This is a genomic window from Rhodoferax sp., assembly GCF_014859475.1.
Lineage (GTDB): Bacteria > Pseudomonadota > Gammaproteobacteria > Burkholderiales > Burkholderiaceae_C > Rhodoferax.
Map to the genome: position 1 here is coordinate 1 of NZ_JACUUE010000140.1, position 6,716 is coordinate 6,716.

Consider the following 6,716-nt stretch of genomic DNA (forward strand, 5'->3'; position numbering starts at 1 on the left):
ACACCGCGCCCATCACGATGATGAACAGTGCAATGACCCACGCAAAGATGGGCCGGTCAATGAAGAACTTTGCCATGACTGCGGCTCCTTAGCGCGCAGCGCTTGAGGCAGCGCTGGCGGGGGCTGATGCAGATGCCGGGCTGGTGGCATTGGGCGCACTGGCCGTTTTGGCAGGTGCGCTGCCTGGGGCTTGCCACGGCACGGGTTTTACAGGTGCACCGCCGCGCAGCTTTTGGAAACCGTCCACCATGACCTGGTCACCGTTTTGCAGGCCGTCCAGAATCACCCACTGGCCGCTTTGTTGGCCACCCACCTTGACTGGGCGTGGAGCCACTTTGCCGTCAGCTGCGACCACCATCACGGAGTCACCTTGTGGCGTGCGGGTCACCGCTTGCTGTGGCAGGGTGATGGCGTTGCTGACCTGCGCTTGCTCCAGGCGCACGCGCACAAACAATCCCGGCAGCAGCACGCCTGCGGGGTTAGGTATCTCCGCGCGCAACGTGATCTGGCCGCTGGTGGCGTCCACCGTCAGGTCAGAAAACAGCAATTTGCCGGGCTTTGCGTACTCGGTGCCATCCTCCAGCACCACGCGCACGCTGGCGGCCTGTGCGCCTGCGCGTTTGAGTTGGCCGGATGCCATGGCGCTGCGCAGTTTCATGACCTCAGAGGCCGATTGGGTGAAATTGATGTACATCGGGTCGGTTTGCTGGATGACGGCGAGTTGGGTGGCTTCACCTTGGCCCACCAAGGCACCTTCCGTGACCAGCGCGCGGCCAATGCGGCCGGTGATAGGCGCGGTGATTGACGCGTAGCTCAGGTTGATGCGGGCCGTTTGCACAGCAGCACGTGCCACTGCAACGTCCGCTTCCGCTAGTTTTTGTGAGGCTTGTGCGTTGACAAACTCCTGCTGGCTGATGGCCTTTGCTTCGATCAGCGGCTTGTAGCGATCTGCCTGCGCGCTGGCCTGCATCAGGTTGGCCTCGGCTTTGGCCACAGATGCCTGCGCACTGGCCAGGGTGGCTTGGTAGGGGCTGGCATCAATCTGAAACAGTTTCTGACCAGCCCGTACGGTACTGCCTTCGACAAACAGGCGCTTTTGCACAATGCCGGCGGCGCGCGCCCGCACCTGCGCCACACGGGAGGCTTCCAGTCGGCCGGGCAGTTCGGTGACCAGGCCTACATCACCTGGCTGGACCGTGAGCACGCCGACTTCAGCCGGAGGCGGCGCGCCACCCGGACCGCCAGGACCTGCGGCTGGCGCATTGCCCTGACCGCAGGCGACCAGCAACAGGGTCAAACCCAGTGCTGTGGGTGTCCAGATGCGGTGCTGTGATGAGAGTCGGCTGGGGCTTGAGCAAGAAGCGGGTGCGCGGGGGTGCAACATGGCGGGATTCCTGGAAAAAAAGAAAGCCCAAGAGAGGGCGTCAGCAAGTCGGAAATGCGTTTTGATTTTTTCAGAATTATACATACAATAGTGAATGTAAATTAATAACCCCCTGCTCGAAAATACACCGATGGCCCGTCGCACCAAAGAAGATGCCGAAGAAACCCGTCACCAGTTGCTGGAGGCGGCACAACGTGTGTTTGCTGAAAAAGGCGTGTCGCGCACTTCGCTGCAAGATATTGCGCAGGCTGCCGGAGTCACCCGCGGGGCAATTTATTGGCATTTCAAGAACAAGGCCGAGTTGTTCAACGCCATGATGGACAGTGCTGTGTTGCCGATGGAGCAAACCATGCGGCAAGTTGGGTGTGATGCTACCCAGGACCCATTGCTTGAGCTGGAAGAGGCCATGTTGCAGACGATGCGCAGCATTGAGTCAGATGCGCGCACCCGTGCCATTTTCGAAGTGGTCACCCTGAAAGTGGAGTACGTGGATGAACTGCTGGCCGTCAAGCAGCGGCATGTGCAGTGTTATCTGGACGGCACGCGTCAGATGCAACGCAGCTTGGAAGAGGCCGCCACGCGGCGCGGGGAGACACTTGCCGTGCCACCAGTCGTGGCAGCGCGTGGCCTGCATGCCCTGATGGTGGGCTTGATCCACACTTGGGTGCTTGACCCCTCGGCATTCAAGCTTGTGGCGATGGCACAGGTGGCGATCCGCACCTATTTGGCCGGGCTGGGTTTGAAGTCTTGATCTTTGCGTTGCCCCTAAGGGCTTGCAAAGCAATAACTTGTACTTTTGCCTAGCCATCTTTGGGCGCATTGCTTCGTTGCAAATCGCTTGTTTAGCAGAGCTAAACGGCGCGTTTTGCGCCTGGCACTGCATCCCAAATCTGGCCGTCAAAATGCACAACTTATTACTTTACGAGCCTTAAACTTGCCCGCTATGGCAAAAGACTACTGTGTGTTGGGAATTGAGTCCTCGTGTGACGAGACCGGGGTTGCATTGGTGCGGGTGAGCGGGGTGCGCTGCCGCCAGCCATGCTGGCCGATCTGGGGGCGTCCACGCCTCAACGATTTTGGAATTGCATTGAGACCAAGGCAATGCCCGGATAGTTATCAAATTTCATAGCTGCTGACGCTTCCTTAATATAGGCTAAAGTCCGTTTTGCTGCAAAGTCAGCGAATCCGGACACGGGTGAGGCAGAGTGATTGGGTCAAGTGAGCGCATGCGCCTGACCCAGTCGCCCTGCCGTGCGTTGGTGTTTTGGCGCGCAGCATAATTCGTCCTTGCAAGTATTCAGAATATCCAACTCACTCTTTCATAAAGGAATCATCATGGCCACTCTTGAAAAATACGTGTTTGCGTTTGAAGAGGGCGATGGCAAAAACAAAATGCTGTTGGGCGGCAAGGGGGCCAATTTGTGCGAGATGACCCAGATTGGCCTGAACGTGCCACCAGGCTTCACGGCGACTACCGATGCGTGTAACGCCTATCTGGAAAAGAACCAGTTGCCCGATGGCCTGATGACCGAAATCCGCACCCACATGGCCGCACTGGAGAAAAAGACCAGCAAGGGCTTTGGTGATGGCAGCAACCCGCTGCTGATTTCGGTGCGTTCGGGTGCGGCGATGTCGATGCCGGGCATGATGGACACCATTTTGAACCTGGGCCTCAATGAGGTGTCGCTCAAAGGCTTGATTGCCCAAACGGGCAACGAGCGTTTTTCTTACGACGCTTACCGTCGTTTTATCCAGTTGTTTGGCAAGATTGCGTTGGGCATTAGCGACGAACATTTTGACCAAGCGATGGCGGCCATCAAGCGTAAATATGGCGCGCCGCTGGATGTCGACCTGAACGCTGAGCACCTGAAAGAGCTGGCGGGCGAGTTTTTGGCCATTGTGCAGCGCCAAAGCGGCCAGCCATTTCCGCAAGACCCGTTTGTGCAACTGGAAATTGCCGTTGGCGCGGTGTTTCGCTCGTGGATGGGCAAGCGCGCGGTGGACTATCGGCGCCAGTTCCGCATCACCAAAGCGCAGGCCAACGGCACGGCGGTGAGCATCTGCACCATGGTCTTTGGCAACATGGGCAATGACTCGGGCACCGGTGTCGGCTTCACGCGCAACCCCGGCACCGGCGAAAACGTGATCTTCGGCGAATACCTGGTCAACGCCCAGGGTGAAGACGTGGTGGCGGGCATCCGAACGCCCAAGGGAATTGCCGAGATGGAACAAGAAATGCCCGAGATTCATCGCCAACTGATCGCGCTGCGCCAGCGGCTGGAGTCACACTACCACGAGGTGCAAGACTTTGAGTTCACCATCGAAAAAGGCATTTTGTACTGTCTTCAAACGCGCAATGGCAAGATGAATGCGCGCGGCATGGTGCGTACATCGGTTGAGATGTTTCATGAAGGGCTAATTACCAAAGAGCGCGCGCTCTTGCGCACCGAACCCGCTGTGCTGGAGCAATTGCTGGTGCCGCAACTGGCACCCAATTTTCATGGCAAATACTTGGCGCAAGGCTTGGCCGCCTCACCCGGCGCGGCCTCCGGCAAGATTGTGTTTGATGCCGACACCGCCGAAACGCGCGGGCGCACCGGCGAAAAAATCATTCTGGTGCGCGAGGAAACCAAGCCCGAAGACATTCATGGTTTTTTCCAGGCGCAGGGCATTTTGACCAGCCGTGGCGGCAAGACTTCGCATGCGGCGGTGGTGGCGCGCGGCATGGGTAAGCCCTGCGTGTCGGGCTGTGAAGACATTGTCATCAATGACCTGCAGCGCAGCGCCCGGGTGGGCGACACTGTTTTGAAAGAAGGCGACATCATCACCATCGACGGTGGCACCGGGCGGGTTTACGCTGGTGAAGTGCCCACGGTCGAGGCGGAGTTTTCCGAAGAAATGAACACCTTGCTGGCTTGGGCTGATGAGGTAGCAGTGCTCAAGGTGATGGGCAATGCCGACACGCCCATCGACGCGGCACGGGCGCGCGAATTTGGTGCCATGGGCATTGGCCTGTGTCGGACCGAGCGTATGTTCAACGCCACTGACCGCTTGCCGATCGTGCAGGAAATGATTCTGGCCGAAACGCTGGAAGAACGTCAGTCGGCGCTGGACCGGCTGCTGCCGATTCAACGGGCGGACTTCAAAGGTATCTTCAAAGCAATGAAGGGCCTGCCGGTGACGGTGCGGCTGCTCGACCCGCCGATGCACGAATTCCTGCCCACGGCGGGCCAGCTGGAAGTCGAGATCGCGCACCTGCACCAGTTGCGCGACACCATCAAGAATCTGGAAGACCTGCCAGAAACCTTGAAGCTGCTCAACCCCAAGCTGTACCAGCAATACGCTGACGGCATGACGCCGTTGATGGGCGCGCTACAGACCTTCAAGAAATCGCACATGGAGGAGGATGTCATCGCCAAAAAGGAAAAAATCCTGAAAAAGGTGCGCGCACTGGCCGAAGTCAACCCGATGCTGGGGCACCGCGGCGTGCGTTTGGGCATCACCTACCCCGAAATCTATTGCATGCAGATTCGTGCCATTCTGGAAGCGGCGGCCCTGTGCGGCAAGCAGGGCATCGAGATTTACCCGGAAATCATGGTGCCGCAGGTGGCCACGGTGGAGGAGCTCAAGCGCATCCACAGCTATGTGCAGCGCATCCGCCAGGAAGTGCGCGCCACCCACGGCATCGACGTGCAGTTCAAGTTTGGCTCCATGCTCGAAGTGGTGCGCGCCTGCATGCGCTCCGGGCGCATGGCCGAGATTGCCGAGTTCTTCTCCTTTGGCACCAACGACCTGAGCCAGGCCACGTTTTCCTTCAGCCGCGAAGACGCCGAAAACAAGTTTTTGCCGTTCTACAACGAGACCGGCATTCTGGAAGACAACCCGTTCGAGGTGCTCGACATCAAGGGCGTTGGCCAGCTGATGAAAATGGCGGTACAAAACGGCCGCGCCACCAATCCGGATTTGAAGGTCGGCATCTGTGGCGAACACGGTGGCAACCCAGGCTCGATACGGTTTTGTCATCACATCAAACTCAATTACGTGTCATGCTCCGGCCCGCGCGTGCCGATTGCCCGGCTGGCCGCGGCACAGGCCAAGTTGCTGGAAGCGCAGTACAAGGAGCCGGTTTGATGGACTTTAAGCCCGGATGGGGTCCATGCTGAACGTCCTGGGGATTGAGTCCTCATGCGATGAGACCGGGGTGGCGCTGGTCAGGGTTGACGGACAGCGCTTGCCCGAACTGCTGGCGCACGCGCTCTACAGCCAGATCGAGATGCATCAGGCCTATGGCGGCGTGGTGCCGGAACTCGCCAGCCGCGACCATATCCGCCGTGTGCTGCCGCTCACCCAAGAGGTGCTGCGCGACGCCGGTCAAACCTTGCAGGATGTGGATGTGGTGGCTTTCACTCGCGGGCCTGGCCTGGCCGGTGCCTTGCTGGTGGGCGCCGGTGTGGCTTGCGCCCTGGGCGCTTCATTGGGCAAGCCGGTGCTGGGCGTGCATCACCTCGAAGGGCATCTGCTATCGCCCTTTTTGAGTGCGGACCCGCCCGAGTTTCCGTTCGTGGCCTTGCTGGTGTCGGGTGGGCACACGCAGTTGATGCGGGTCGATGGGGTGGGGCGCTACCGGATTCTGGGCGAAACCATTGACGACGCGGCGGGTGAGGCGTTCGACAAGTCGGCCAAGTTGCTGGGCCTGGGCTATCCGGGCGGCCCGGCGCTGTCCAAATTGGCAGAAATTGGTAACCCGGCGGCGTTCAAGCTACCACGCCCCTTATTGCACAGCGGCAACCTCGATTTTTCTTTTGCCGGGCTGAAAACCGCCGTGATGGTGCAGGCCAAAAAACTCGCTGCAGCGCAGCAATGTGCTGTGGAGGCGTTGCCCGATGCGGTGCTGGCCGACCTGGCCGCATCGACCCAGGCGGCGATTGTCGAGGTGCTGGTGAAGAAGTCGCTGGCCGCGTTGCAGGCCACCGGATTGCAGCGGCTGGTGGTGGCCGGCGGTGTGGGTGCCAATTGCAAGCTGCGCGCGCAACTCAACCTGGCTTGCGCCCAGCGCGGCGTGCGCGTGCACTACCCCGAGCTGCATTTGTGCACCGACAACGGCGCCATGATCGCCATGGCCGCTGCCATGCGCCTGCAGTCCGGCATTCAGGTGGCCAGCCAGGCCTATGCCTTTGATGTCAAGCCGCGCTGGCCGCTCGATGCCATCCAGCAGTCATGGATTGCTTGACTGCGTTGGCTTTGAGTCGGCGGGGCTGACTGACGCGGTATAGGGGCATTGGGATAGCGCTGGCAATTTCGGGTCAAGCCCCGAAGCGGAAATTCACCCCGC

General features: G+C 59.7%; 4 protein-coding genes. 3 read left to right on the forward strand and 1 reads right to left on the reverse strand.

The annotated features are described in order from the left end of the window. Positions 1-88: 88 nt before the first annotated feature. On the reverse strand, positions 89-1,384 hold the full coding sequence (locus tag IBX54_RS11110) for an efflux RND transporter periplasmic adaptor subunit (protein WP_296542719.1): 1,296 nt from the start codon (positions 1,382-1,384) through the stop codon (positions 89-91). Positions 1,385-1,514: 130 nt separating this feature from the next. Here IBX54_RS11110 and IBX54_RS11115 point away from each other — a divergent pair, with 130 nt between their 5' ends. The 3 genes from IBX54_RS11115 (at position 1,515) to tsaD (ending at position 6,614) form a co-directional block, all read left to right on the forward strand. Then, positions 1,515-2,135 carry a TetR family transcriptional regulator gene (locus IBX54_RS11115; protein ID WP_296542720.1) on the forward strand — a complete coding sequence of 207 codons (621 nt, stop codon included), beginning with the start codon at positions 1,515-1,517 and terminating at the stop codon, positions 2,133-2,135. Between the two features lie 584 nt (positions 2,136-2,719). After that, positions 2,720-5,515 (forward strand): pyruvate, phosphate dikinase, encoded by a 2,796-nt coding sequence (gene ppdK / locus IBX54_RS11120; protein ID WP_296542721.1) that lies wholly within the window; start codon positions 2,720-2,722, stop codon positions 5,513-5,515. A 28-nt stretch (positions 5,516-5,543) separates the two neighbouring features. Then, on the forward strand, positions 5,544-6,614 hold the full coding sequence (gene tsaD, locus IBX54_RS11125) for a tRNA (adenosine(37)-N6)-threonylcarbamoyltransferase complex transferase subunit TsaD (protein ID WP_296542722.1): 1,071 nt from the start codon (positions 5,544-5,546) through the stop codon (positions 6,612-6,614). The last annotated feature ends 102 nt before the right edge of the window (positions 6,615-6,716 follow it).

Excerpts from the sequence above, each read along its gene's own strand:
- IBX54_RS11110 (WP_296542719.1), bottom strand. The coding sequence starts at position 1,384 with ATGTTGCACCCCCGCGCACCCGCTTCTTGCTCAAGCCCCAGCCGACTC.
- IBX54_RS11115 (WP_296542720.1), top strand. The coding sequence starts at position 1,515 with ATGGCCCGTCGCACCAAAGAAGATGCCGAAGAAACCCGTCACCAGTTG.
- ppdK (WP_296542721.1), top strand. The coding sequence starts at position 2,720 with ATGGCCACTCTTGAAAAATACGTGTTTGCGTTTGAAGAGGGCGATGGC.